Below are 24,661 nucleotides of genomic sequence, written 5' to 3' on the forward strand. Positions count from 1 at the left end.
ATCGAACAACCAATGGGAGGAACCTCGATGAAACATTTTGCGAAACTGGCCGCTGCAGCGGTGGTCGCTTCGGTGACCGCAGGCGCGGCGATGGCCGAGGGGCTCTATACGCCCAACCTCAGCTACCGGACCGGTCCCTTTGCGGCCACGGGTATTCCGCTGATGAATGGTCAGGCCGATTACATGAACATGCTGAACGCCCGTGACGGCGGTATCGGCGGCGTCATGATCGACTTTGACGAATGTGAAACCGGCTATTCCACCGAGAAGGGCGTGGAATGCTACGAGAAGACCAAAGGCAAGGCCATCGTGACCCAGCCGTGGTCCACCGGCATCACGCTGCAGGTTCTGCCCAAGACCAACGTGGACGAAATCCCGATCCTGGCGCCTGGCTACGGCTTCTCGCCGATGATGGATGGCAAGACCTTCCAATGGGCGTTCAACGCACCGTCGGGCTATTGGGATGGCGCCGACATGATCATCCAGTATCTGGAAAGCCAGGGTGATCTGGCGGGCAAGAAAATCGCCTTCCTGCATCTCGATCACCCCTATGGCAAAGAGCCGATCCCGGTTCTGGAAGCGCTGGCTGCGGCCAAGGGCTTTGAATTCACGCCGATCCCGGTCGGTCTGAAAGAGATGCAGAACCAGTCGGCCCAGTGGCTGCAGATCCGCCGCATGCGTCCCGACAATGTGATCATGTGGGGCTGGGGCGCGATGAACGCCGGCGCCATCACCGAGGCCGTGAAAACCAAGTACCCGATGGAAAACTTCATCGGTGTGTGGTGGGCCGGTCATGATGCCGACCTGAAGATCGTTGGCGAAGACGGCAAGGGCTACAAGTCGATCTCCTGGTCCTTCCCGAACCCCGATGCGCCGGTCATGGCGGACATCCAGAAACACGTGGTCGAAGCTGGCAACACCCAGTCCAACCCCGAAGAGATGTCTGGCGTCTTCTATTCCCGCGGTATCGTCATTTCCGCCATTCTGGCCGAAGGCATCGCCGTGGCGCAGGAGCATTTCGGCACGGCTGAAATCAACGCCTCGCAGCTTCGCTGGGGTCTGGAAAACATCAACATGACCGAGGAGCGGATTGCCGAGCTGGGTCTGGACGGCATGGTGCCGCCCTTTGCCACCTCCTGCTCCAACCACACCGGCAACTCCGGCGGCTGGATGCTGGAATGGGACGGTTCGAAGTTCGTCAAAGCCTCGGACCTGCTGACACCGAACACCGATGCCTATGCCGCGCTGGTGGCCGAGAAGGCGGGCGAATACGCCACGTCCAATGCGCCCTGGCCGGTGAACGAAGAGTGTGAAGGCTAAGCGCCTTCACTCCGGCGGCGGCGCATGCCGTCGCCGCCGGGACATTTGCGCATTTTTCAAAGAGAAGAAGACCCATGCTGGACGCTGCAAAAACGCAAGAGACGCTTCTTGAGGTCAACAATATCGAGGTGATCTACAATCACGTGATCCTCGTGCTCAAGGGCGTGTCGCTGTCGGTTCCCAAGGGTGGGATCACCGCGCTGTTGGGCGGCAACGGTGCGGGCAAGACGACGACGCTCAAGGCGATTTCGAACCTGCTGCATTCCGAGCGTGGCGAGGTGACCAAGGGCTCGATCAATTACAAGGGCGAGCGGGTGCAGGATCTGGACCCGGCGGCGCTTGTCAAACGCGGCGTTATCCAGGTGATGGAAGGCCGCCATTGCTTTGAGCACCTCACGGTCGAGGAAAACCTGCTGACCGGGGCCTATACCCGCAAGGACGGCAAGGGCGCGGTCGAGGCCGATCTTGAGATGGTCTATTCCTATTTCCCGCGCCTCAAGGAACGGCGCAAGAGCCAGGCGGGCTATACTTCAGGCGGCGAACAGCAGATGACGGCGGTGGGCCGGGCGCTCATGTCACGGCCTGAAACGATCCTGCTGGACGAGCCGTCCATGGGGCTGGCCCCGCAGCTGGTGGAACAGATTTTCGAGATCGTGAAATCCATCAACGAGAACGAAGGCGTGTCTTTCCTGCTGGCCGAACAGAATACCAATGTGGCCCTGCGCTTTGCGCATTACGGCTATATCCTGGAATCCGGGCGCGTGGTGATGGACGGCCCTGCCGATGACCTGCGCGAAAACCCGGATGTGAAGGAATTCTATCTGGGCATGTCGGACGAGGGGCGCAAATCGTTCCGCGATGTGCGCAGCTACCGCCGCCGGAAGCGTTGGCTGGCCTGATGACCCGAAACAGTCAGACATATGCACCCCATGGCGCGAACCCCGCCATAGGGCAGGGTCCCTGCATCCTAGCTCTGGCCACCAATGCGGGCGATCACATCGGCGCGCATATGGGCGAGCCGCTCAAGCGCCTCTTCGCGGGTGTTGCGGATATTGGGCTCAAAGCCCTGCGTCGTGGCGCGCATGCGAATGTCTTCCTCGGTCTCGGAGCCGACGGCATAGCGCACCGACCCCAGCGAGGCGGCGATGTTGAGCCGCTTGCCGCGATGGGCATAACGTACCCAAGCTTCGGGCATGATCTGGCATTCATTGAGGTTTACAAGGAAGAACCACTTGCGGTCGGTCTCCTTGATACGTGCTTCGATGAAGTCATAGAAATCGTTGACATCGCGCGAATGATGGAAGGTGAAGTGCGAGAAATCCACCTCCATGATCACCGCCTCTTCGTCAAAGGACAGGCGGCGCGCAAAATCGGCCTCGACATAGTTCGGGTCATGCTGCACCCGGCGCGTCACGCGTTTGGACGGCAGGGATTTGATCCGCTCTATGGCCGCGTCCCGGGTCTCGAACAGGTTCGGATCAAAGGCTTCGGTATTTGCCGCGCGTTCGATCTGGCGCCGGGTTTCTTCGGAGGCGTCAAAACGCACCGATCCCATGGAATGCGCAAGGTTCAGCACCTTGCCCCGCTTGCGGTAGGCCAGCCATGCATCCGGCTCGATCCTTGTGCCGTTCAGATTGACGAGAAAGAACCATTTATCTTCGCCGGTCGCCGCAATGCGGTCTTCCAGCCGGTCGTAGAACAGGTTCACGGTTTCGGCGCTGTCAAAGGAGAAGTCGGAAAAATCCGCCTCCATGGCCTGCAACGTTTCGTGAAACGTGATGCGCGCATTCAGCGCCTCGCGCGTGACCAGCTGGACCGCGGTTTCCGTATCGGACATGACAATACCCCTCGTTCACGCCCCTCCCGGGCGCTCCGTACACATTTGCATACAGACCTAGACGCGCGGGCCCACCCCTGCACACAGGGCAAGCTGTCGCTGCGTCAATTCATCAGAGGACAAGTCGCATGAGCACCTATTTCGATAATCTGGAAACCCGCTCGGCCGATGAACGCGCGGCGGGTCAGTTGACCGACCTGAATGCACAGCTGGAGCGAAATGGCATGGCGCGGGTGGGCGATCTTTCCGAGCTGTCGGGGCGCCCCGTGCTGCGCAAATCCGATCTCGTGGCGCGGCAAAAGCAACAGGCTCCGTTCGGCGGGCTGCCCGTCAGCAATGTAGCGCATATCTTCCAGTCTCCCGGTCCGATTTATGAACCCGGCGGGGTCAGCCATGACTGGTGGCGCATGGGACGCTTCCTGCATGCGGTGGGCATCGGGACATGTGACATCGTGCAGAACTGTTTCGGCTACCACCTGACACCTGCCGGCATGATTTTCGAGAATGGCGCGCGCGCCGTGGGTGCCGCCGTGTTGCCCGCCGGCACCGGCCAGACCGAGCTTCAGGCGCGCGCTGCCCATGACATCGGGGTGACGGCCTATGCGGGCACACCGGATTATCTCAAGGTGATTCTGGACAAGGCCGAGGAGATGGGCCTGCCCCTCAAGATCACCCGCGCAGCTGTGGGTGGCGGTGCACTCTTCCCCTCGCTCCGGCAGGAATATGCCGATCGGGGCATTTCCTGTCTGCAATGTTACGCCACCGCTGATCTTGGAAATATCGCATATGAAAGCCCGGCGCAGGAGGGCATGATCATTGACGAAGGCGTGATCGTCGAGATCGTGACACCGGGAACCGGCGATCCGGTGGCCCCCGGTGAAGTGGGCGAAGTTGTCGTGACTACGCTCAACCCCGATTATCCGCTGATCCGTTTTGCGACCGGTGATCTGAGTGCGATCATGCCCGGCGAAAGCCCTTGTGGGCGGACAAATATGCGCATCAAGGGCTGGATGGGCCGTGCCGATCAGACCACCAAGATCAAGGGTATGTTCGTGCGTCCCGAACAGGTGGCCGAACTGGTCGCGCGCCATGAGGAGGTCACTCGCGCACGTGTGATCGCCGCGCGAGAAGGCGAGGCAGACACGATGATCGTGCGTCTTGAAAGCGCGTCTGACGACCCCTCGCGCTATGATGCGACGGTGCGCGATGTGCTCAAGCTTCGTGGCGCTATCGAGCTTGTGTCCCCTGGCACCCTTCCCAAAGACGGCATCGTGATAGAGGATACCCGGGTCTACGACTGATCCGGGAGGACCCATCATGAGTGTTTTGTTCAGCCGCATCGCAATCGGGATCGCGGCGCTGGTTGCCGTGTCCTCTTCGAGCCCCGGCCGCGCTGCCGATGTGGCACTGGTACTTGCGAATTCTGATTACCGCCGGATGCCGGATTTTCGCACGGGCGACGAATTGCGGGCCATCGCCGAAGACCTGGCACGGAACGGGTTTGATGTTGTCGCGGCCTTTGACGAGGATACTCGCGATCTTCTTGCCGCGGCTGACCGGTTCCGCAGGCTCTCTGATGATGCGGATCGCATACTGATTGTGGTCTCGGGCCATATCGCCACGACGACAACGGATGCCTGGCTCCTGGGAACCGAAGCCAACCGGCCCGATCTGATGAGCGTTGCGCATGAAGGGCTGTCGCTTTCTGGTCTTGCCCGGTTTGCCCGTCACGCGGCGGGCCGATCCGTCATTCTGGTTGGGCCGACCGGCAAGGGCGATGTGCTGGGTACGGGGCTGGGCGTAGGTACGCGTGGCATGGACCTGCCCCAAGGGGTGACGCTGGCGCGTGGGTCCGTTGAAAATTTGCGCCGAGCCATTTTCGATGGCCTTCTGGCGCGCGGCAAAAGCCTTGATGAGGCGCTTTCCCATATGTCCGCGCGCGGCTTCCTGTCCAAATCCGTTGGCTTTACTGCCGGGCGGGACGGACCACGCCCGGGCGTCATTGAAGGCAGCGCAGAAGAGGATGGCTTCTGGAACGCGGTCCGCGCCATCGACACCGAAGCGTCTTACGAGCTTTATATCTCTCGCTACCCGCGTGGCCGTTTTGTGGAACAGGCACGGGACCGGATTGCCGCGCTCGAAGGCGACCGTGTGCGCGAATGGGCACGGGAGGAGGAACAGCTTGGCCTGAACCGCAATGACCGTCGGCGCGTTCAGGGTCAACTCACCCTGCTGGGCTACAACACGCGCGGCGTGGACGGCATCTTTGGCAACGGAACGCGCAACGCTATCCGGGCCTGGCAACGCGCCAACGGTTATCCGCAGACCGGCTACCTGACACGGACCATCATGAACCTGATCGCGTCGCAGGCGCGCGAGGTTGAACGTGAGCGCGAAGAAGAGGAAGCACGCGCAGACGATGCCTATTGGGAACGCACAGGAGCGCGTGGCACGGTCGAAGGGCTGCGCGCCTATCTTGACCGCTACCCGCGCGGGCGCCACGCGGCAGAGGCCCGTGACCGGCTTGCGGCGCTCGAAGAGGACGTGCGCGAGGATGAACGCGCCGAGGTTCGTGCGGCGTGGAGCCGCGCGCGTGAGGCGGATACGATTGAGGCGTATCGCGATTTCATCGAGCGATACCCCAACACCCGTGCGGCGGAATCAGCCCGCGAACGGATTCGCGAACTCCGCGAAAAGGGGCGTGACGCCAGCATTCGCAAAGCCAGATCGGAAGAGCGCGATATCCTCAGAAACCCGATCACCATGCTGCTGGTGGAGCAACGGCTGATCCAGCTTGGCTATCGTCCGGGTGTGCCCGATGGCAATTTCGACGACAATACGCGCAATGCGATCCGAAAATTCCAGAAGGACCGGGACATCTTCGACAGCGGCTATGTCGACCGCAAGACAGCGGGTTTCCTTCTGTCCGGGCGGTGAGCCACCGTATGGGCGGGCAGGGCGGACCTTGCGCCCTGCCTGAATCCCGGCCCCTATCCCACGGTTTCAGGAGCTGAGAACGACAAAGCCCCGCGGCATATGCTGCGGGGCTTGATCATGTCGCTGGCGGTGTCGCCTGTCCGGGCTTAGCCCTGACGTGCTTTGAACCGCTTTTGCGTCTTGTTGATCACATAGACACGGCCCTTACGGCGCACAACGCGGCAATCGCGGTGGCGATTCTTGAGCGAGCGGAGCGAGTTCTTGACTTTCATGTCAGTCTCTCCTTCTACGCGGCGCTGGCGTGCGCCCCTGGGTTTCGGTTCTGCCTCCGGCGGGCCGGAGACGGTGTTCATGGTGGGCGATACTGGGATCGAACCAGTGACCCCTTCGATGTCAACGAAGTGCTCTACCGCTGAGCTAATCGCCCGGAAAGTCCGTCCTGTCGCAGGAGCCCCAACAAAATGGGGCGCGGAACCCCGCGCCAGTAGCGGGGTCTATATAAAGCTTTGCGAAGGGGATCAAGGGCTTTTGGACTTCTGAAAAAAATGTCTATCATTAACGCCATCACAGGAGTGCAACGTGCCGAAAAGAGCCTTTTACCTTGCCGAGCCAGAGCAGTGGACAACGCCGGTGGTCTTTGCCTCGCCGCATTCCGGGCGGGATTATCCCTGGACGTTTCTGCGGCGCACCGTACTGGACGAACACATCATCCGAACCTCGGAAGATGCCTATGTAGACAGGCTTTTTGACTGTGCGCCCAGCTTTGGCGCGCCACTTCTCAAGGCCGGTGCCCCACGCGCCTTTGTCGATCTGAACCGGTCTGCCGACGAGCTTGACCCGGCGGTGATCGAAGGCGTGCGCCCGAGCAACTATAATCCGCGCGTGAATTCCGGGCTGGGTGTCATTCCACGCGTGGTGGCCAATGGGCGGGCGATTTATCGCGGCAAGCTCCCCATGACCGAGGCGCAGCGCCGAATCGAACGCTATTGGCGCCCGTATCATGATCAGCTCCGGTCGCTTTTGTCGGCGGCGCATACGCGGTTCGGCCAGGCGATTCTCATTGATTGTCATTCCATGCCGCATGAGGCGCTCGAATCAATCGCCCGCGCCGGGGCGCGTCGCCCTGAGATCGTGATCGGGGATCGTTTCGGCGCATCCGCTGATGGCGGCATCGTGGACCGTGTAGAGGCCGCGTTCATGTCGGCAGGGCTGACCGTTGTGCGTAATTCGCCCTTTGCCGGGGCCTATATCACCCAGCAATATGGCCGCCCGCAACGCGGACAGCACGCCGTGCAGATCGAGATCGACCGGGCGATCTACATGAATGAGCAGGCGATCCGCCCGAATGCGAATTTCGATGCGTTCAGAAAGCTTCTGCGCGGCGTTGTGGCGGAGATTGCCGAGATCGGGGCCAGCACACAGGAACGCCCGCTGGCCGCGGAATGAGCGCGCTTATTCCAGCACGAAGTTCGGGATGATCCCGAGCAGGCCAAGCGCGTCCAGTGTTTCCAGCGTCAGGCCATTCTCGGCAAACCGGTTTGCCTTTTGATAAGCGGTTAGCGCGGCCTTGCTGCCTTTGCCGAAATCGCCGTCAATCGGACCGCTGTAATGGCCACGGCTCGCCAGCTCCTGTTGCACCTTGCGGAATTCGCCGCCGGACATCAGAACCCCGAAATCTGTCCCCTGAAGGTTGACCCGGGCCTGAACATGGCCACGCGTGCGAGCCTCATTCAGCAAACGGGTGCCTTCGACAAAATCCTGCCCGACGCCTTGGCCGTTGATATGCATCACGCCAAGATTGTTGAGCGCATGCACATAGCCCTGTTTCGCGGCCACGCGGTAATGGGGAATGCTGTCCTTGTGCCGCCCGGCGGCGTCCAGCGCGCGGGCCAGATTGTGGGAATAGCGCGCGTGATCGGGGGCCTCGGACAGGGCGTCGGTGCAGGCGGCGATGGCTGCGTCCGTCTGGAGCAGGTCAAACTCGACGCCCGGGATCGACAGGTTGTTGATCGGCTCCGCCGCGAGATAATCGCATTGATGCGGCTCGATATTGCGGAAATAGAATTCGTCGGTGAGTTTCACGAGGTATTCGGGACGCTGTTTGCCCTGTGACTCCTCGATGACATCCGCCGCCACCTGCCGAAACAGCCGCCCGACCTCAAGCCCCGGTTCATGCAGTCGGCTCAGAAGCGCCTTGGTATAGGGGCTGTTTTGCCCTTCGCCGTCCAGCGCGGTGCGCCCCGGTGCGGCGGCATAGGCCACGATCGTGCCATAGACGTCCGTATTGGCGGCAGACAGTTCGCCATCGGTCACAAGGCTGGTGATCGGGGCCAGCCCGCGGGTCAGTTGCGGGTCGCCCGTGGCATCGGCCAACTGCTCTGCAAAGGGGTTGTCCCGGCAGGCATCGAGCACGACGATCTTCATCTTGGCCAGCCGGTCCATTTTGGTCAGGATGCTGGACACGCCCATGGTCTGGGCGCGGAACTTTTCCAAAGTCCCGAAATCCGAGTCGGTGGGCAGGATGTAGTTTTCGCTGTTCACCTGAATGGAATGGCCTGCGTAATAGAGCATGGCCACATCGGCATCGAAGAGCAGGTTGACGAACTGTGCCTCATCCCGGCGCAGCGCCTCGGAGGTCGGATGCAGCGTTTCGATCACGTTGAAATCCAGCGCGCGCAGCGCGTCGGCCATGGCGCTGGCATCGTTTTCCGGGTTCACCAGCGGTGTGGTCTTTTCATAGGCACCGATACCGATGACCCAGGCCACCTTGTTGCCGGGGGCATTATAGACGCTGCCCTCCTGCGCGAAGGCGACCGAGGCGGCAAGAAACCAGCCGAGAAGAAGCATCCCGGCTGATCTGATCAAGGCGACCCGCATCCCGTCACCCGAAGGGATCGAAAACCGGGCCATTGGCGTAGCCGTGCTTGCAGCTTGGGCGGCCCATCGTGTTGACACGGGTCTGGCGCGGTTTCGGCTTGGCTTCGGACGCTGGTGTCGCAGCGGGAGCCGGAGCCGCCGCTTTGACCACCTTGACCTTGGCAAGGTCAATCTCCGATTTGGTTTCGGCCTGATAGGGCAGCATCACGCCCGGACCTTTTTCGTAATTCCAGCATTGCGACGGTGTGCCGCCCGGCAATAGTCCATTCCCGTCGAGCTTGCGGGCTTCGGTTTTGCAGAACCGCAGCGGCTCGGCTTCCAGGAAACAGCCATCTACCGGCTGGTAGTTCAACTGACAGTCGCGCCACGGGCGACCGTTTTTCAGGCACGGGCTGGCCGAGCGGGCATAGGCGGCAAGGTTGCTGGACGGAATCTGGCGGCCGGTATCGGGTTCGAACTCGGAATACACCATCTGGTTGGGCTCCCCATACTGCGCCTGAAGCTCGGCCAGCAGACCGTCCGAGACACCCTGCACCTCAAAGATCTTGCCTTGCAGGATCGACATGATCGCCACATCGGCAAACCCACGCTCGTCGAGAATGGCGGCAGCGGCTTTGAAATCCGCATCGGCATTGCGGCTGGGCGTGGGGCTGGAGGATTCGGTTTCCATGCAAGCGCCCATCAGGGCGAGGGCCGCGAGACCGGCGAGAAAATTCTTTGTCATTGATTGCCTTTGGACGTGGAAGGGTGAGTGAAGGGTGTTCGTGACCCTTCAAAGAACAAAATCAGAGTCTGGCCGTCAAGGGCACGGCTTTGAAATGTTTATACTTTTCGACTCTTGCGTGAAATTTCGGCAAGCGCCTCAATCCTAACGCAGCGACCGGCCTTTCAGAATGGCATCTGGCCCGAACCGCGCGCGAATGCGGTCCGTCGCGCGTTCGGCCTCGGCACGTTTTCCGGCATCGGGGTCAAGCAGGTCCGGCGCGCGGTCGGCCTCGCTTGCATCGACGAGATGTGAAATCCCGCAGCCAAGTAGCCGGTAGGGGCCTTTGTCATCAACCTGATCGAACAACATGCGCGCGGTGCGATAGATCGTGTCGGCCATTTGCGTCGCGTCCCGCAAGGAAAGGCGGCGGGTCAGGATCTGGTGATTGGCCTGTTTCAGCTTGAGCGTCACGACGCGTCCGGCTTTGTCCTTGGCCTTGGCCCGGTCCGCCACCTTTTCCGCCATGCGCCAGAGATGCCCATCCAGAAGATCGGGGTCCGACGTATCCTCGAAAAATGTCGTTTCATTCGAGATTGATTTCACCGGTGCATTGGCGGAGACGCGCCGCGCATCCAGCCCGCGTGCCAGATGCCAGAGCCGCGTGCCCATGGAGCCGAACCGCGCGGTCAGGTCCCGTTCGTCCCAGCGTTTGAGGTCGGTGAAGGTGCGGATGCCCGCGCGGTCGAGCGATTCCTGCGCGGCGCTGCCCACGCCCCAGATCAGGCGCACGGGTTTGTCGGCCAGAAAAGACGCTGTCTCGGCCTTGCCGATCACGGAAAACCCGTGCGGTTTGTCCAGATCCGAGGCGATCTTGGCGAGAAACTTGTTGTGGCTCAGCCCGATCGACCCGGTGAGGCCCAATTCGTCCCGCATCCGCCGGATCAGGCGCGCCAGCATGATGGCGGGTGGGTGGCCATGCAAGCGCTGTGTGCCTGTCAGGTCCATGAAAGCTTCGTCCAGCGACAGGGGTTCGACCACCGGGGTCAGTTCGTCCATCATGGCGCGGATCGCGCGGGAGGCGTCCACATAGGCCTGCATGCGCGGCTTGATCACCACCGCATCGGGACAGAGCTTGAGCGCCTGAAACATCGGCATGGCCGAGCGCACGCCGCGAATGCGCGCGACATAGCAAGCAGTCGAAACCACACCGCGCCGCCCGCCGCCGATGATCACGGGTTTCCCGGCAAGGCTGGGATCATCGCGCTTTTCGACGCTGGCATAAAACGCATCGCAGTCCATATGCGCGATGGACAGCTCCCAAAGTTCGTCATGCGCAACAACGCGGCGCGACCGGCAGGCGGGACAGGACAGGCCGGTGTCAAATTCGGTCAGGCAATCGCGGCATAGGGCAGGCATGAGCATAAACCGGATCAAGTCGGGTGCAGTGGGGCTGGGTCTCGACTATATAGGGCAAGAGGCAGGCAAGCACGTGGAATTCATGTCAGACGACCATATCGTTGGGGCCAAGCTGGCGTTGTTTCTGGGCGGCGCGCTGCTGGTGATCCGGCGTGATGACGACCCGGACATTCCGTGGCCCGGTCATCTGGACCTGCCCGGGGGCGGGCGCGAGGCGGGCGAGACCGCCGAGGTCTGCGTGCTGCGCGAAACCCGCGAAGAGGTGGGGCTGCGCCTTGGCGTTGATGCGTTGGTCTATCGCCGGGACTACACGCGCCCGCATGGCACGGTTGCGTTTTTCGCGGCTCACTTGCCAATCGATGCTGCCGGGCAGGTCGTCTTTGGTGATGAGGGACAGGGGTGGATGCTCATGGCCGCCGGAGATTTCGTAGCGTGCGACGATGCGGTGCCGCATTTTCGCGAACAGGTGGCGGCATATCTTTCGCATCTTTCCGGAGCAGGGCGATAGGGCGTGAATCCTTTAAACAGCGCGATTTGCGACATCCTGTCACGAGCGTCGATTCCCGGTCTCCGGGGGGTGGCAAACCTGAATATAAAATATATCTCCGTTTTGGAATGTGAACCAAGGCAACACCCCACAAGGAGACACTCGCATGGGTCTGCGCATCAACGATATCGTACCGAATTTCACCGCTAAAACAGATCAGGGCAGCATTACGTTTCACGACTGGATCGGTGACAGCTGGGTCATCCTGTTTTCGCACCCCAAGGATTTCACCCCGGTCTGCACCACCGAATTTGGCGCTGTCGCCCAGCTGGCTGCGGAATGGGAGCAGCGCAACACCAAGGTGATCGGCCTGTCGGTGGACGGCGTGGACGAACACAAGGAATGGAAAAGCGATATTGAAAGCTTCTCGGGCGCGCCCGCCGTTTTCCCGATCATCGCTGACGAAGATCTGGCGGTGTCCAAGCTCTTCGATATGCTGTCCGCCGAGGCCTACCTGCCCGATGGGCGCACGGCAGCGGACAGCGCCTCGGTCCGCTCGGTCTTTATCATCAGCCCGGACAAGAAAGTGCAGTTGATCATGACCTATCCGATGTCGGTGGGCCGGAATTTTGCCGAGGTACTGCGTGCACTGGACGGGCTGCAGGCCACATATGGCACGCCGATTGCCACCCCGGCCAACTGGGAAAAGGGTCAGGATGTGATCGTGGCGCTGTCCCTGACGGACGAACAGGCCCGCGAAAAATTCGGTGAGATCGACGTCAAGCTGCCTTACCTGCGGACCACCAAAGCGGCCTGAGCTGCCCCGATCTCTTGGTCACGAAGGATACGAGCCCCCGGAACCCATGGTTTCGGGGGCTTTTTGCCGCCTGTTCAACGTCCGCGCGGCCAATCCGGCCGGGTATCGGCGTTGCGGCCCGCGACGACGTGAGACGCTTCAAATAAAATCGGCGCGGCTTTGATCATAGGCCGCCCCATGGACATGGGCGCACCGATTTCCTATCGCTCTACGAGGATGGATTGAGCGAGGATACGGTATGGTCAGGCAATCGGCGTTTGAAATAGGCGGGGTCAAGGTCGCCCCGGGTGCGCGTCAAACTGTCGAACTGCCGGTCAGCCAGATGCCCGACCATACGCCGGTGACCATGCCCGTCCATGTGGTGCATGGGCGGCGCGCGGGACCCGTGATGTTTGTCTCTGCCGCCATCCACGGGGATGAGGTGATCGGCGTCGAGGTTGTGCGCAGGCTCTTGCGGGCCTCGCCCGTGTCGCGTCTGGCGGGCACTTTGTTGGCCGTGCCGCTGGTCAACTCCTTCGGGTTCCTCAACCATTCCCGCTATCTGCCGGACAGGCGCGACCTCAACCGGTGTTTTCCGGGGCATCCCTCCGGATCGCTGGCGGCGCGGCTTGCGCATCTTTTCATGACCGAGGTGGTGGCGCGCAGCGATATCGGCATTGACCTGCATTCCGCCGCGATCCGGCGCGAGAACTTGCCGCAGATCCGCCTGACGCCCGGCAATGCGCGGTTGGAAGAACTGGGCCGCGCCTTTGGCGCACCGGTCATGCTGCAATCCAAGCTGCGCGAGGGGTCGCTGCGCATGGCAGCCGAAGAGCAGGGGGTTGATGTGCTGCTCTACGAGGCGGGCGAGGGGCTGCGCTTTGACGAATACGCGGCGCGGGCGGGCGTGTCGGGCATTCTGAGGGTCATGAACGCGTTGAAGATGATCGGGGCCAAAGGTGTGCCCCGGGCCAAGGGGCGTCCGCTGGCGTCGGAACGCTCAAGCTGGTTCCGCGCGCCGCTGGGCGGGCTTTTGCGAACTTACCGGACCATCGGGGACCTGGTCGAGCCGGGCGAGGTTCTTGGCGTCGTCTCGGACCCGTTTGGCGACGTGGAAACCGAGGTGATCAGCGACATGGCGGGGATCATCATCGGGCGCACAAACATGCCCGTGGTCAATGAGGGCGACGCGCTGTTTCACATTGCGCTGACCCCATCGGCCCGGGTGGCCGAGGCGGTGGTGGATGAAATGTCGGCCCAGCGCGAGGCCGCGCCGCTGTTTGACGAGGATGAGATTATCTGAGGAGCAGCGTGGTGGGCGGGACTGCCCACCCTACGCCGGTACCGGTATCAGGCCGGTTGGCGCAGCACGCGCGGCACCTTGAATTCGACGTTTTCCTGTGCGGTTTCAACTTGCTCGACCCGTACATCATAGCGGTCGCGGAACGCGTCGATCACCTCGTTCACCAGCACTTCGGGGGCGGACGCCCCTGCAGTGATCCCAACGGAGGTGATACCATCAAGCGCGCGCCAGTCGATATCCGTGGCGCGCTGGACCAGTTGGGAATAGCTGCAGCCCGCTCGCGCCCCGACCTCGACCAGCCGTCGCGAGTTGGACGAATTCGGCGCGCCCACCACCAGCATCGCGTCGCATTTCGACGCCATCGCCTTGACCGCGTCCTGACGGTTGGTCGTGGCATAGCAGATGTCTTCCTTGTGCGGTCCGACGATGTTGGGGAACCGCGCCTGAAGTGCCGCGACAATCCCCGCCGTGTCATCGACCGAGAGCGTCGTCTGCGTGACAAAGGCAAGCCGGTTCGGGTCGCGCACCTCGACATGCGCCACATCGGCTTCGGTTTCGACCAATAGCACATCACCGTCGGGCAATTGTCCCATTGTGCCCACGGTCTCGGGATGCCCCGCATGGCCGATCATGATGATTTGCAAGCCATTTTCGGCATGGCGTTGCGCTTCGATATGCACTTTGGACACCAAAGGACATGTGGCATCGACATAGAGCATCTCGCGCCGCGCGGCTTCGGCTGGGACGGATTTCGGCACGCCATGGGCGGAAAAGATCACCGGACGGTCGTCGGGGCAATCTTCCAGTTCCTCGACAAATACCGCACCCTTACGGCGGAGATCGTCGACAACAAATTTGTTATGCACGATCTCGTGGCGCACATAGACCGGCGCGCCCCATTTCCCGATCGCCATTTCGACGATCTTGATGGCGCGATCCACGCCTGCACAAAACCCGCGCGGGGCCGCGAGATAGAGGGTCAGGGTGGGTTTCTCAGTCATGTTGGCGTCCTTTGGGGCGACCTTGGAAGTTGGCCCGGAGGTAATACGTTGCGGGCGCTTCGTCCAGTGAGACGGGCGCTCACAGGGTGGTGAATTGACCTTCCCCCATGGGAAGCTTCGAATTGAGGGCAAATACCATGAAGCGGAGACTACAGTGAAACGACTGATTTGGATGGGCCTTGTTGCCGTGAGCGCCGCGCCTGTATGGGCCGAAGGCAAACCGGAGGATGCAGCAGGGTTATTTCCCTATTGGGACGCGCAGCAGGTCCAGATTGGCGAAACGCTTTATGCCGAGAACTGTGCGGCCTGCCATGGTGCCGAGCTTGAAGGCGAGGAGGACTGGCGCTCCCGTAATCCCGACGGTGGGTTTCGCGCCCCGCCGCATGATGAAACAGGCCACACCTGGCATCATCCGGACGCGCAGCTCTTTGCGATCACCAAATTTGGGACCGAAGTGGTCATGGGTGGTGCCGTGCAATCGGATATGGCCGGGTTTGGCAAGATCCTGAGCGATGAGGAGATTTTGGCGGTTCTTGGCTATATCAAGGCGTCGTGGCCGGAGCGGATCATCGCGCGTCACAACGAGCTGAATCGGCGCTTCGAAGCATCGCAGTAACGGTCCCGATTCCCGATCCGGACACCGGCCCGAAATCTTTGGAGGATTTCGGGTTTCAAATCTGCGCCGTGATCCAGGCCAGAACGATGTAGCGTCCGGTCTTGGCAATTGTGACCAGCACCAGAAACAACCAGGCCGGCGTGCGCAACACGCCGGCGATCACCGTGAACGCGTCTCCGAACGGGGCCCAGCTGAGCAACAGCGTCCAGACGCCCCACCTCGCATACCACCGCTCGGCACGTGCCATTTGTGCCTGCGACGCCGGATACCAGCGGCGTCCTTCGAAATGGGCGGCCCAGCGTCCCAGAACGTAATTTACGCAAGCCCCAAGCGTATTTCCGACGCTGGCCCACAGGACCAGCGCCGCAACCGGCACGTTCCCGGCCTTTTGCATCGCGACGAAAACGATTTCCGACTGAAAGGGCAGGATGGTCGCGGCCCCGAACGCAGCGGCAAAGAGCGTGATGAGTGACGTCAGCTCAGCCAAGGTTCGGGTCCGGACCTAGAGTGCGGGCGCGTTATCAGCCCGCAGCCGCAGATGCTGAGCGGTCTTCTACATGTTCACGCGGCGGGCGGCCGATCACGTCGCGCAGCCCATCCAGTTCGATAAAGTTGTCGGCCTGACGGCGCAGTTCATCGGCGATCATCGGCGGTTGGCTGCGAATCGTCGAGACCACCGAAACGCGCACGCCCTGACGCTGGAGGCTTTCCACCAGCGGCCGGAAATCCCCATCTCCGGAAAACAGCACGATATGATCCACGCGCGGTGCAAGCTCCATGGCATCGACGGTCAGTTCGATATCCATGTTGCCCTTGACCTTTCTGCGGCCCTGGCTGTCGGTATATTCCTTGGCCGGCTTGGTCACCATGGTAAAGCCGTTATAGTGCAGCCAATCCACCAATGGCCGGATCGGGGAATATTCCTCGTTTTCCAGAAGCGCCGTATAGTAGAAAGCGCGCAGCAATTTCCCACGCCGGACAAATTCCTGCCTGAGGAGCTTGTAGTCGATGTCAAACCCAAGAGCTTTTGCCGCAGCGTATAGATTGGAGCCGTCGATGAACAGCGCGAGCCGTTCGTCCTTGTAAAACATAAATTGTCCTTCCAAAAGTGGCCCCGTCCTGCTTTGTGAGTGAAAAATACGCAGCGAGCCTACACTAAAATTAGAGAAATTCGTCCGTGTCGCAAGAGCAAGTTCAACAGAAAAACTCAGGAAAATGCAGCCCTAGCGAGAATATCGCCTTAATTGCGTTGGGCGCGAACCTCGATTCACCGTCCGGGCCGCCGATTAAATCCCTTCCATTGGCCATTGAGGCGCTTTCGGATGCGGGGGCAATGATTCGTGCGCGGAGCCGGTTTTACGGAACGCCCTGCTTTCCGGCAGGCGCCGGGCCCGACTATGTCAATGCGGCGATTGCGGTTGGCTGGACGGGGTCTGCCCACGCTTTACTTGGCCTGCTTCACGAGATCGAGGCGCGCTTCGCACGGCAAAGGACGGAGCGTTGGGGCATGCGCACCCTGGACCTAGATCTCATTGCGTTTGGCGCGACGGTTCTGCCGGATGCTGCGACCTATACGCATTGGCGTGATCTTCCGCTTGGGGCCCAGATGACCGAGACTCCGGGCCAGTTGATCGTGCCGCATCCGCGTTTGCAGGACCGGGCGTTTGTCCTTGTCCCACTGATGGATGTGGCGCCGGATTGGAGACACCCTGTGCTGGGGCAAACCGTGCGGGACATGCATGACGCGCTGCCCATCTCAGAGCGGGATGAGATAAAACCCCTGTGAGATGGCAAAAACCTGTGCGATCATCCGGAAACGCGCTTGTCAAGAGGTTTGATCCGCTTTATGTACCCGTCCTTCAAGCAGATATTGCCAGACGGAGATTCCCATGGCCCGCGTGACGGTAGAAGATTGCGTTGACAAGGTTCCGAACCGGTTCGAGCTGGTGATGCTCGCCGCACACCGTGCGCGCGAAATCTCCGCCGGTGCCGCGATCACCGTGGATCGGGACAATGACAAGAACCCTGTCGTGTCGCTGCGCGAGATCGCCGAGGAAACCCAGAGCGTCGAAGACCTGCGCGAGCGCATGATCGAGAGCAACCAGACCCAGATCGAAGTGGACGAGCCCGAAGAGGACGCCATGGCGCTGCTGATGGGGGCCGAGCCCGACAAGCCGCAGGATGATGACATGTCCGAGGAAAAACTCCTCCGGGCGCTGATGGAAGCTCAAGGCCAGGGGTAAGCCCGGCCCTGGTAGGGACGCGCGATGATTTCTGCTGACGACCTCGTCGCGCTTGTCCGCAACTATAATCCCAAGACCAACGAAACGTTGATCCGCGCGGCCTATGATTATGGCCGCGAGATGCACGAGGGGCAGGTCCGCCATTCCGGCGAGCCGTACTTCACGCATCCGGTTGCCGTGGCTGCGATCCTGACCGAACAGCGTCTGGATGACGCGACAATCATAACCGCGCTTTTGCACGACACGATTGAAGACACCAAAAGCACCTACACTCATATCGCCGGGAAATTCGGCGATGAGATCGCGATGCTCGTTGATGGTGTGACCAAGCTGACCAATCTGCAGCTCTCTTCGACCCAGACCAAGCAAGCCGAGAATTTCCGCAAGCTGTTCATGGCCATGTCGCGCGATTTGCGGGTCATTCTGGTCAAGCTTGCCGACCGCCTGCACAACATGCGCACGATCAAGGCGATGCGCCCGGACAAGCAGGTGCAAAAAGCGCGCGAGACCATGGATATTTTTGCGCCGCTGGCGGGTCGCATGGGTATGCAATGGATGCGCGACGAACTGGAGGACTTGGCGTTTCGCGTGCTCAACCCCGAGGGCCGGGCCAGCATCATCCGCCGTTTCATCACGTTGCAGAAAGAAACCGGCGATGTGATCCACCGCATCACCGGCGATATGCGCTCGGAATTCGAGAAAGCCGGGATCGAGGCGCAGGTCTTTGGCCGGGCCAAGAAACCCTATTCGATCTGGCGCAAGATGCAGGAAAAGGAGATGGGGTTTTCCCGTCTTTCCGACATTTACGGGTTCCGCATCATCACCGAGAGCGAAGCGGATTGCTATGCCGCTCTGGGCGTGATCCACCAGCGCTGGCGCGCCGTGCCGGGCCGGTTCAAGGATTATATCAGCCAACCCAAATCGAATGGTTATCGCTCGATCCACACCACGGTGTCGGGCCGCGACGGGAAACGCGTTGAGGTGCAGATCCGCACCCGCCAGATGCATGACGTGGCCGAAACCGGGGTGGCGGCACATTGGTCTTATCGCGATGGCGTGCGCTCGGAAAACCCCTTTGCCGTGGACCCGGCGCGCTGGATTTCGTCGCTCACCGAACAATTCGAGGGCGAGGATGATCACGATGACTTTCTCGAAGCCGTCAAACTGGAGATGTATTCGGATCAGGTGTTCTGCTTTTCGCCCAAGGGGGACGTGATCAAGCTGCCGCGTGGGGGCACCCCGCTGGATTTTGCCTATGCGATTCACACGCGGATCGGCCATGCCTGCGTGGGGGCCAAGGTGGATGGGTTGCGCGTGCCGCTTTGGACCCGGCTCAAGAATGGCCAGTCGGTCGAGGTGATCACCGCCGAAGGCCAGCAGCCCCAGGCCACCTGGCTCGACATCGCCATCACCGGCAAGGCCAAGAGCGCCATTCGCCGGGCGTTGCGCGAACAGGACCGCGAGCGCTTCGTTCGGCTGGGTCGTGAACTGGCCCGCGCGGCGTTCGAGCATGTGGGCCGCAAGGCCAAGGACAAGGTGCTGGAAACTGCGGCCAAGAACCTGCGGCTCGACAGTGCTGATACGCTTCTCGCCCGGCTTGGATCGGCGGAACTGACCTCCCGTGCAGTGGTCGAGGCGGTTTATCCCGACCTTGTCCCCGAAGACGGCGATGAGATCGACCGCAAGCGCGCGGTGATTGGCCTTGAGCAAGGCCAGAGCTTCCGGCGCGCGCCCTGTTGTCAGCCTTTGCCTGGCGAGAGGATCGTGGGCATCACCTATCGCGGCAAGGGTGTGGTGGTGCATGCCATCGATTGTGAAGTGCTGGCCGATTACGAGGATCAGCCCGAGCGCTGGCTGGACCTCCATTGGAGCGAAGGCAAGCACCCGGCGGAATACGCCGTTACGCTCGACGTAACCATGAGCAATGATGCCGGTGTGCTGGGACGTATTTGCACATTGATTGGCGGGCAAGGGGCGAATATCTCGGACCTTGAGTTCATTGACCGGAAACCGGATTTTTACCGACTGCATCTAAATGTCGATCTACGCGACGCTGAACACCTCCATTCGCTGATCACGGCGCTCGAAGCGGAAAGCGATGTCGCACAAGTAGACAGGATGCGGGACGCCCCGCCGATCGCCAGGAGGGCGGAGGCGAACTGAAAGGACCCGATCCCGTGGTTTTCAAACGCCGCGACCGAAAACCGACCTGGCGCGCCGTGTTGGAATTTTTCTGGCCGCGGGGCGGATGGGCGCGTGCGGCCAAATACGTGAAACATCGGCTGCACCGGCTGCCCGATCCGCCGGAAAAGATTGCGCGCGGCATCTGGGCCGGGGTCTTTACCACTTTTACCCCGTTCTATGGCATGCATTTCGTGGTGGCGGGCACGCTGGCCTGGATCATGCGGGGCAATATCCTTGCCGCGCTTCTGGCCACGTTCTTTGGCAATCCGCTGACCTATATTCCAATCGGGATCGTTTCGCTGAACACCGGGTATTTTCTGTTGGGCGGGAACCTGGAACTGGATGTGGAGACGTCGCTGGGCCAGAAATTCGTTGATGCTGGCGACGACCTGACCCGCAATCTCTGGGACTGGTTTCAGGGGCGGCCACCGGATTGGAGCGGGCTTCAGCTTTTCTGGCACGACGTGTTCTATCCCTACATGATCGGTGGGATCATTCCGGGAATCATCGTGGCGACGATCTGCTATTTCATCTCGGAACCCTTGATCCGCGCCTATCAGGCCCGCAGAAAGGGTGTGATGAAGAAACGGTTCGACGCGATCAAGGCCAAGGCCGCCGCCAAGAAAGCAGCCGCCAAGGCCGAAAATGGCAGGCAATCCTGAAATTTGATCAAATTTTGATTTCGCGCTGCGGTGGCGCATATTAGCCTGACACTGAACCACAAGGGGGACCCCGGATGACACATCTGCGTCTTGGCGTGAATATTGACCACGTGGCCACCGTCAGGAATGCCCGCGGTGGGGCGTTTCCCGATCCGATCCGCGCCGCCAAACTGGCCGAAGAGGCCGGGGCAGACGGCATCACCGCGCATCTGCGTGAAGACCGTCGGCATATCTCGGACGCCGATATCGACGGGCTGATGGCCGCGCTGAACGTGCCGTTGAATTTCGAGATGGCCGCCACCGATGAGATGCAGAAAATCGCATTGCGCCACAAACCGCACGCGGTCTGTATCGTCCCCGAAAAACGCGAGGAACGCACCACCGAAGGCGGGCTTGAAGTGGCGCGCGAGGAAAACAAGCTTGCCCATTTCATCGCTCCCTTGCGCGAGGCGGGATGCCGCGTGTCGATTTTCATCGCTGCCGACAAACGCCAGATCGAGGCCGCCCACCGGATCGGCGCGCAGGTCATCGAATTGCATACCGGCGCCTATTGCGATGCCCATTCCGAGGGCCGCATTCAGGATCGCGACCGTGAGCTTGAGGCGATGCGCGAGATGGCGGCCCTTGCTCACGATCTGGGGCTTGAGGTGCATGCCGGGCACGGCTTGAATTATGAAACGGTCCAGCCCGTGGCGGCGTTCCCTCAGGTCGCGGAACTCAATATTGGGCATTTCCTGATCGGAGAGGCGATTTTCCGGGGTCTCGAAGGCGCTATCGCTGAGATGCGCCGCCTGATGGATGAGGTGCGGACATGAAGGGCCTGGCTGCCCTTACCGCGCTGGTTCTGGCGGCGCCACTAAGCGCGCAGGCCGTGTCCGATTGTGACTGGCGCGCCTCGGCGCTGGCCTTGGTCGAGCCGTGGGAAGACAACAGCCGCACATTCTCGAACGGGCAGACGCGGCTGGCGCTGACCGATACGATAGAACCCGCAGCCGGGGCGTTTCATATTGTCATCCTGTCACCGCCCTATGACGAATTGGGCGGGCGGCAGTGCAAAGTGGTTAGCCTTGATGGCTCTATCGGGTTTTCGGGGGTCGAGTTCGGGGCAATGAACGCCAATTACGACCCGTCTGTCGGGCTGATCTTTGATCTTCCGGTGCAGGTGTTTGACGCGCCGTCCGGCGGCTTTGTTTCGAACTGGCTCAACCTCGCCGTCAATCAGGCGACAGGTCAGATCGACGCCTGGCTTGGGGGTGGGGATTGATCCTCGGGGTTGGCACCGATCTGTGTAATATCGAGCGGATCGAACGCACGCTGGAGCGGTTCGGCGACCGGTTCCGCAACCGCGTCTTTACCGAGATTGAACAGGCCAAGGCCGAACGCCGCGCCGATACACCCGGCACCTATGCCAAGCGCTGGGCCGCCAAAGAGGCCTGTTCCAAGGCGCTGGGCACCGGGCTGCGAATGGGCATCGCGTGGAAGGATATGGCGGTCAGCAATCTGCGCACCGGCCAGCCCGTCATGCATGTGACGGGATGGGCCAAAGAGCGGCTCGACGCCATGACGCCTGACGGGCATGAGGCGATCATCCACGTGACGCTGACCGATGATCACCCTTGGGCGCAAGCCTTTGTCGTGATCGAAGCGCGGCCTCTGCACGCCTGACCTGATCATTCCGGGCCGTTCGCCACCGAAACAAGGGGCGAGGGACGGCTGGTGCGATCTGCGTGTCGTGCGGTTCCGGAGATCATGTGTTAAACTGGCAAAGCCTTTCAGCGGGCCGTGCGCCCGCGACACCGGGGACCGATCATAAGGAGTCGACGCCATGGAGACGGGTGTTACCAGCCACTATCAGGCTGATGGCAGTCTGGTGGAAAAAGTCGCCGAGGGTTTGCGCCGCGCGGGGCTGGAACCCGGCAAAACAAGGCCTGCCGATCTTGAATCCATAGATGAGTTTCATTTCCGCGGACGGGAGGCCACGCTTGAACTGGTGCAAGCGATGAGACTGGCCCCGTCCTGCGAAGTCCTCGACATCGGGAGCGGTCTGGGTGGCGTCTCTCGGACGATTGCCGAGGTGGCGGGGTGTCAGGTGGTCGGTCTGGATCTGACGCCGGAACTTTGCGAGGTCGCGACTGTGCTGTCCGATTGGGTCTCGTACAGCGATCGAACCAGATTTCAGCAAGGCGATGCGACAAACCTGTCGTTTGATGACAATCGGTTTGATGCCGCGGTCACCGTTCATGTGGCGATGAATATCGAACACAAACACAAGATGTATGCTGAAGCACGGCGCGTGCTGAAATCGGGCGGAATCTTTGCGGTGTTTGACATTCTTCAAGGGGAGGGAGGGCACATGCTTTACCCTGCCCCATGGGCTTCGGATGCCAGCATGAGCCATCTGGTGACCCCGGATGACATGCGGGCGCTGCTGGAGGAGGCCGGTTTCCGTATCTTACATGAGCGGGATTCGACGACCGAGAGCTTTCATTGGCTCGAAGCGCGCGCAAATAAGGCCGGCCCGGCAAATCCTTTGCCCGTGACGACCGCGCTCTTGTTCGGCGGGCAGTCAAGGGACATGACAAAGAATCAACTCCGCGGCCTGAAAGAACGTCGCATGCTGACCTACAGCTTTGTCTGCGCGGCCTGAGCCGACACTCCAATGGCACTTGTCGCAGCCCAGAAGTGATTGTCACTCCCCGCGTGGGAAGCGGGCGTTTTCCTCGACCACGTTCAGGTCCATGTGATTGCGCATGTAGCGCTCGGACGCCTTTTGCAGTGGCTGGTAATCCCACGGGAAATAATCGCCGTTGCGCAATGCTTCATAGACCACCCAACGCCGGGCCTGGCTTTCGCGCACCTCGGCGTCGAAGCGCTCCAGATCCCAGCGTTCGGCGGCGGCCACCCGGAACCGTTCCAGCGTGTCGGCATGGGCCGGATCGCCCGCAAGGTTGGTCAATTCATGCGGGTCGTCGTTCAGATTGAACAACTGCTCGGGATCAAGCGCGCAATTGGTGTATTTCCAGCGCCCCGCGCGCAGCGCGACCATTGGAGAATAGGACGCCTCGGCCGCGTATTCCATCGCGACGGGGCTGGTCCGGGTGCTGCCCTGACCCAACGGCACAAGCGACTCCCCTGTGGTCCATGGCATGACCTCGTCCATGCTGACCCCGGCCAGATCGCAGAGCGTGGGGCAGACGTCGATATTGCTGACCGGCGTGTCGATGAGGCCGGGTGTCATCTGCGGCGCGGCGATCATGAGGGGCACGCGCGCGGAGCCTTCGAAAAAGCTCATTTTGAACCACAATCCGCGCTCACCCAGCATGTCGCCGTGGTCCGAGACAAAGAGGATGATCGTGTTGTCCTCCTGCCGCGTGCCGCGCAGCGCCTCCATCACTTCGCCGATCTTGTCATCGAGATAGGAGATGTTGCCGAAATAGGCGCGGCGGGACCGGCGGATATCCTCTTCGGTGATGTCAAAACTGCGCCAGTCATTGGCATCGAAAATGCGTTTGGAATGCGGATCGTGGTCGTCGTAATCCATGGCCGGGACCGGGGGCAGGAGATGTGCGCACTCCTTGTAGAGGTCCCAGTATTTGCGCCGCGCCACATATGGATCATGCGGATGGGTGAAGCTGACCGTGAGGCACCAGGGGCGGTCGTCATGGCCACGGCCGAGATCATAGACCTTTCGGGTGGCGTGATAGGCGACCTCGTCGTCATATTCCATTTGGTTGGAAATCTCGGCTATGCCCGCGCCTGTGACCGAGCCCATATTGTGATACCACCAGTCGATGCGTTCGCCGGGTTTGCGGTAATCCGGCGTCCAGCCGAAATCGGGTGGGTAAATGTCGGTGGTCAGACGCTCCTCGAACCCGTGAAGCTGATCAGGGCCGACGAAATGCATCTTGCCCGACAGACAGGTCTGATAGCCCGCGCGGCGCAGGTGATGGGCATAGGTCGGGGTGGATGAGGCGAACTCGGCGGCGTTGTCATAGACCCGGGTGGCAGAGGGCAATTGCCCGGACATGAAGCTCGCCCGGCCCGGCGCACAAAGAGGCGAGGCGGTATAGGCATTGCGAAACCGCGTGGACCGCGCGGCCAGGGCGCGGATATTGGGCGTGTGCAACCAATCCGCCGGACCATCGGGAAACAATGTCCCGTTCAGCTGGTCCACCATGAAGATCAGAATATTGGGTTTACCGGCCATATCGCGCTCTCCCTACCCTGCGGCTGACGCGCAGCATTGATCAACAAATGCCGGAGGTCCAGAGCCGAG

Annotated in this window: 26 protein-coding genes and 1 tRNA gene; 17 read left to right on the forward strand and 10 right to left on the reverse strand. The window is 61.2% G+C overall.

What is annotated here, in order from left to right; genetic code table 11:
* The first annotated feature begins 27 nt into the window (after window positions 1-27).
* Together PGB28_RS18665 and PGB28_RS18670 are read left to right on the forward strand one after the other, a co-directional pair.
* Entirely contained in the window at window positions 28-1,320 is a 1,293-nt protein-coding gene (locus PGB28_RS18665; RefSeq protein WP_271423047.1) for an ABC transporter substrate-binding protein, read from the forward strand.
* A 74-nt stretch (window positions 1,321-1,394) separates the two neighbouring features.
* Complete coding sequence (locus tag PGB28_RS18670; protein ID WP_271423048.1) at window positions 1,395-2,219, forward strand: ABC transporter ATP-binding protein; 825 nt, start codon at window positions 1,395-1,397, stop codon at window positions 2,217-2,219.
* Window positions 2,220-2,287: 68 nt separating this feature from the next.
* Here the strand turns inward: PGB28_RS18670 and PGB28_RS18675 are convergent, their stop codons facing one another.
* Window positions 2,288-3,157, reverse strand: coding sequence for a hypothetical protein (locus PGB28_RS18675; protein ID WP_271423049.1), 870 nt, complete (start codon window positions 3,155-3,157; stop codon window positions 2,288-2,290).
* A gap of 128 nt (window positions 3,158-3,285) precedes the next feature.
* Here PGB28_RS18675 and PGB28_RS18680 point away from each other — a divergent pair, with 128 nt between their 5' ends.
* Entirely contained in the window at window positions 3,286-4,458 is a 1,173-nt protein-coding gene (locus tag PGB28_RS18680) for a phenylacetate--CoA ligase family protein (protein WP_271423050.1), read from the forward strand.
* A 16-nt stretch (window positions 4,459-4,474) separates the two neighbouring features.
* On the forward strand, window positions 4,475-6,094 hold the full coding sequence (locus PGB28_RS18685; protein ID WP_271423051.1) for a peptidoglycan-binding protein: 1,620 nt from the start codon (window positions 4,475-4,477) through the stop codon (window positions 6,092-6,094).
* A gap of 146 nt (window positions 6,095-6,240) precedes the next feature.
* On the opposite strand, the gene ykgO is transcribed toward PGB28_RS18685, so the two are convergent.
* Window positions 6,241-6,366, reverse strand: coding sequence for a type B 50S ribosomal protein L36 (gene ykgO / locus PGB28_RS18690; protein WP_057820407.1), 126 nt, complete (start codon window positions 6,364-6,366; stop codon window positions 6,241-6,243).
* Window positions 6,367-6,446: 80 nt separating this feature from the next.
* Window positions 6,447-6,521, reverse strand: a tRNA-Val gene (locus PGB28_RS18695).
* Between the two features lie 152 nt (window positions 6,522-6,673).
* Between PGB28_RS18695 and PGB28_RS18700 the strand changes: the two genes are divergently transcribed.
* Entirely contained in the window at window positions 6,674-7,540 is an 867-nt protein-coding gene (locus PGB28_RS18700) for an N-formylglutamate amidohydrolase (protein ID WP_271423052.1), read from the forward strand.
* A 6-nt stretch (window positions 7,541-7,546) separates the two neighbouring features.
* Here PGB28_RS18700 and PGB28_RS18705 read toward each other — a convergent pair whose 3' ends face one another.
* The 3 genes from PGB28_RS18705 to PGB28_RS18715 all read right to left on the reverse strand — a co-directional run bounded on the left by PGB28_RS18705 (window position 7,547) and on the right by PGB28_RS18715 (window position 11,093).
* On the reverse strand, window positions 7,547-8,941 hold the full coding sequence (locus PGB28_RS18705; RefSeq protein ID WP_271423053.1) for a caspase family protein: 1,395 nt from the start codon (window positions 8,939-8,941) through the stop codon (window positions 7,547-7,549).
* Window positions 8,942-8,975: 34 nt separating this feature from the next.
* Window positions 8,976-9,641, reverse strand: coding sequence for a hypothetical protein (locus PGB28_RS18710; RefSeq protein ID WP_271423054.1), 666 nt, complete (start codon window positions 9,639-9,641; stop codon window positions 8,976-8,978).
* Between the two features lie 198 nt (window positions 9,642-9,839).
* Window positions 9,840-11,093, reverse strand: a complete 1,254-nt coding sequence (locus PGB28_RS18715) for a DNA polymerase IV (RefSeq protein ID WP_271423090.1) — start codon at window positions 11,091-11,093, stop codon at window positions 9,840-9,842.
* Here PGB28_RS18715 and PGB28_RS18720 point away from each other — a divergent pair.
* From PGB28_RS18720 to PGB28_RS18730, 3 genes are all read left to right on the forward strand, one after another.
* Window positions 11,092-11,601 (forward strand): NUDIX domain-containing protein, encoded by a 510-nt coding sequence (locus PGB28_RS18720; RefSeq protein ID WP_408636281.1) that lies wholly within the window; start codon window positions 11,092-11,094, stop codon window positions 11,599-11,601. The genes PGB28_RS18715 and PGB28_RS18720 overlap by 2 nt on opposite strands.
* Before the next feature lie 145 nt (window positions 11,602-11,746).
* Window positions 11,747-12,397 (forward strand): peroxiredoxin, encoded by a 651-nt coding sequence (locus PGB28_RS18725; protein WP_271423055.1) that lies wholly within the window; start codon window positions 11,747-11,749, stop codon window positions 12,395-12,397.
* A 238-nt stretch (window positions 12,398-12,635) separates the two neighbouring features.
* Window positions 12,636-13,679 (forward strand): succinylglutamate desuccinylase/aspartoacylase family protein, encoded by a 1,044-nt coding sequence (locus PGB28_RS18730; protein ID WP_271423056.1) that lies wholly within the window; start codon window positions 12,636-12,638, stop codon window positions 13,677-13,679.
* A gap of 47 nt (window positions 13,680-13,726) precedes the next feature.
* Here PGB28_RS18730 and ispH read toward each other — a convergent pair whose 3' ends face one another.
* Window positions 13,727-14,680: a 4-hydroxy-3-methylbut-2-enyl diphosphate reductase gene (gene ispH, locus PGB28_RS18735; RefSeq protein WP_271423057.1), complete on the reverse strand. Its 954-nt coding sequence runs from the start codon at window positions 14,678-14,680 to the stop codon at window positions 13,727-13,729.
* A gap of 154 nt (window positions 14,681-14,834) precedes the next feature.
* Between ispH and PGB28_RS18740 the strand changes: the two genes are divergently transcribed.
* The gene (locus PGB28_RS18740; RefSeq protein WP_271423058.1) at window positions 14,835-15,296 is read left to right on the forward strand and encodes a c-type cytochrome; all 462 of its coding nucleotides are present in this window, start codon (window positions 14,835-14,837) and stop codon (window positions 15,294-15,296) included.
* Between the two features lie 55 nt (window positions 15,297-15,351).
* Here the strand turns inward: PGB28_RS18740 and PGB28_RS18745 are convergent, their stop codons facing one another.
* Window positions 15,352-15,783 carry a YqaA family protein gene (locus PGB28_RS18745; RefSeq protein WP_271423059.1) on the reverse strand — a complete coding sequence of 144 codons (432 nt, stop codon included), beginning with the start codon at window positions 15,781-15,783 and terminating at the stop codon, window positions 15,352-15,354.
* A gap of 34 nt (window positions 15,784-15,817) precedes the next feature.
* Window positions 15,818-16,387, reverse strand: a complete 570-nt coding sequence (locus tag PGB28_RS18750; protein ID WP_271423060.1) for a LabA-like NYN domain-containing protein — start codon at window positions 16,385-16,387, stop codon at window positions 15,818-15,820.
* Between the two features lie 86 nt (window positions 16,388-16,473).
* On the opposite strand from PGB28_RS18750, the gene folK reads away from it, so the two are divergent.
* From folK to PGB28_RS18790, 8 genes are all read left to right on the forward strand, one after another.
* Window positions 16,474-17,082, forward strand: a complete 609-nt coding sequence (gene folK / locus PGB28_RS18755) for a 2-amino-4-hydroxy-6-hydroxymethyldihydropteridine diphosphokinase (protein WP_333908247.1) — start codon at window positions 16,474-16,476, stop codon at window positions 17,080-17,082.
* Between the two features lie 103 nt (window positions 17,083-17,185).
* A complete protein-coding gene (gene rpoZ / locus PGB28_RS18760) occupies window positions 17,186-17,539 on the forward strand; it encodes a DNA-directed RNA polymerase subunit omega (RefSeq protein WP_271423061.1) in 354 nt (117 codons plus the stop codon).
* A 24-nt stretch (window positions 17,540-17,563) separates the two neighbouring features.
* Window positions 17,564-19,702 (forward strand): RelA/SpoT family protein, encoded by a 2,139-nt coding sequence (locus tag PGB28_RS18765; RefSeq protein WP_271423062.1) that lies wholly within the window; start codon window positions 17,564-17,566, stop codon window positions 19,700-19,702.
* A 14-nt stretch (window positions 19,703-19,716) separates the two neighbouring features.
* Entirely contained in the window at window positions 19,717-20,385 is a 669-nt protein-coding gene (locus PGB28_RS18770; protein ID WP_271423063.1) for a DUF2062 domain-containing protein, read from the forward strand.
* Between the two features lie 74 nt (window positions 20,386-20,459).
* Window positions 20,460-21,200 carry a pyridoxine 5'-phosphate synthase gene (locus PGB28_RS18775; RefSeq protein ID WP_271423064.1) on the forward strand — a complete coding sequence of 247 codons (741 nt, stop codon included), beginning with the start codon at window positions 20,460-20,462 and terminating at the stop codon, window positions 21,198-21,200.
* Complete coding sequence (locus PGB28_RS18780) at window positions 21,197-21,649, forward strand: hypothetical protein (RefSeq protein ID WP_271423065.1); 453 nt, start codon at window positions 21,197-21,199, stop codon at window positions 21,647-21,649. The genes PGB28_RS18775 and PGB28_RS18780 overlap by 4 nt, the downstream gene beginning before the upstream one ends.
* Window positions 21,646-22,050, forward strand: coding sequence for a holo-ACP synthase (gene acpS / locus PGB28_RS18785; RefSeq protein ID WP_271423066.1), 405 nt, complete (start codon window positions 21,646-21,648; stop codon window positions 22,048-22,050). Before PGB28_RS18780 ends, acpS begins: the two co-directional genes overlap by 4 nt.
* A gap of 160 nt (window positions 22,051-22,210) precedes the next feature.
* The gene (locus PGB28_RS18790) at window positions 22,211-23,032 is read left to right on the forward strand and encodes a class I SAM-dependent methyltransferase (protein ID WP_271423067.1); all 822 of its coding nucleotides are present in this window, start codon (window positions 22,211-22,213) and stop codon (window positions 23,030-23,032) included.
* Between the two features lie 42 nt (window positions 23,033-23,074).
* Here PGB28_RS18790 and betC read toward each other — a convergent pair whose 3' ends face one another.
* Window positions 23,075-24,592, reverse strand: coding sequence for a choline-sulfatase (gene betC, locus PGB28_RS18795; RefSeq protein ID WP_271423068.1), 1,518 nt, complete (start codon window positions 24,590-24,592; stop codon window positions 23,075-23,077).
* Window positions 24,593-24,661: the final 69 nt, after the last annotated feature.

Source organism: Primorskyibacter aestuariivivens (assembly GCF_028023675.1).
Lineage (GTDB): Bacteria > Pseudomonadota > Alphaproteobacteria > Rhodobacterales > Rhodobacteraceae > Marinovum > Marinovum aestuariivivens.